The following is a 1378-nucleotide window of genomic DNA, read 5'->3' as shown; positions in this document are numbered from 1 at the left end:
CCATCGGCCTCATATCGGCGGCCTATCTGGCGGAGATCTTCCGGTCGGGTATTCAGGCCGTTCCGTCGGGGCAGCTCAGCGCGGCCCGCAGCCTGGGCATGTCCTATCTGACCGCGATGCGGGTGATCGTCGTCCCGCAAGGCGTACGGAACGTGCTGCCCGCTCTGGCCGGCCAGTTCATCATCGACATCAAGGAGAGTGCGCTGGTGTACCTGCTCGGGCTCGGCCTCGGGCAGCGCGAGCTCTACTTCATCGCACAGGAGCGGCAGGCGGCGACGTACAACTCCTCCGCGCTCGTGGCCGCCGGCGCCTGCTATCTGATGCTGACGGTCCCGCTCACCTTCCTGGTCAACCGCCTCGACCTGCGCCTGCGCACCGGCGGACGGAAGACGAACAAACCCGCGGCCCCTCCGGTCGCCGGTATGCCCGCCCCCGCCGTGATGGAGGTCTGAGCCATGGCCAGGACGCTGTCCGAGAAGAACTCCCGCTCCGGCCAGGGGGAGACGGCCACTTCGGCGGCGGTCGCCGTGAGCGACCTGCACAAGCGCTATGGCGACGTGGAGGTTTTGCGCGGGGTGGATCTCGATGTCGCCGCGGGGGAGACCGTGTGTGTCATCGGCCGGTCCGGTTCGGGCAAGTCCACGCTCCTGAAGTGTATGAACCTGCTGGAGGCACCGACGGCGGGCGAGATCCGCCTGAGCGGTGACCTGATCACCGGTCCGGGCGTCGACGTCGACGCGGTCCGTACCCGGGTCGGCATGGTCTTCCAGCACTTCAACCTGTTCCCGCACCTGAGTGTCCTGCACAACGTGACCGTGGCCCTGCGCAAGGTCCGCGGGATGGGCAGGGAGGCGGCCGACACCGCCGCCATGACCCAGCTGGAGCGGCTCGGCCTCGCAGGGCTGGCCCACTCCCGGCCAAGTCAGCTCTCGGGCGGTCAGCAGCAGCGGGTGGCGATCGCCCGCGCGCTGGCGATGGAGCCCGAGGTCATGCTGTTCGACGAGGCCACCTCGGCGCTGGACCCCGAGCTCGTCAAGGACGTGCTCGACGTGATGCGGCTGCTCGCCACGTCCGGAATGACCATGATCGCCGTCACGCACGAGATCGGCTTCGCCCGTGAGGTCGCGGACCGAGTGGTCTTCATGGATGAGGGCCGCATCGCCGAGTCCGGCCCGGCCCGCCGGACGCTGGAACACCCGGAGACGGCACGCCTGCGCGAGTTCCTCGCGCGCGTCCTCTGAAGCGCCGTTTCTCCTAACCCCTGCCTTTCACCGCCCACCCCTTCCTCGAGGAGACCCCTCCATGTCCGTATCGTCCCGTAATGGTCTCGGTCGTCGTCGACTGCTCGCCCTGGCCGCCCTCTCCGGCTTCGTCCTTC

2 protein-coding genes are annotated in these 1378 nt (G+C 68.7%); both read left to right on the top strand.

Annotation, left to right across the window (positions count from 1 at the left end; translation table 11 throughout):
• Positions 1-452 (top strand): ABC transporter permease subunit (locus JF597_RS55135; protein WP_294014802.1); only part of this gene is annotated, 452 nt, incomplete at its 5' end.
• Between the two features lie 3 nt (positions 453-455).
• The gene (locus JF597_RS55130; protein WP_294014798.1) at positions 456-1241 is read left to right on the top strand and encodes an amino acid ABC transporter ATP-binding protein; all 786 of its coding nucleotides are present in this window, start codon (positions 456-458) and stop codon (positions 1239-1241) included.
• Positions 1242-1378: the final 137 nt, after the last annotated feature.

It is taken from the genome of Streptomyces sp. (assembly GCF_019510245.1).
GTDB lineage: Bacteria > Actinomycetota > Actinomycetes > Streptomycetales > Streptomycetaceae > Streptomyces.
This window is presented reverse-complemented; position numbering and strand designations above follow the sequence as displayed.

Excerpts from the sequence above, each read along its gene's own strand:
- JF597_RS55130 (WP_294014798.1), top strand. The coding sequence starts at position 456 with ATGGCCAGGACGCTGTCCGAGAAGAACTCCCGCTCCGGCCAGGGGGAG.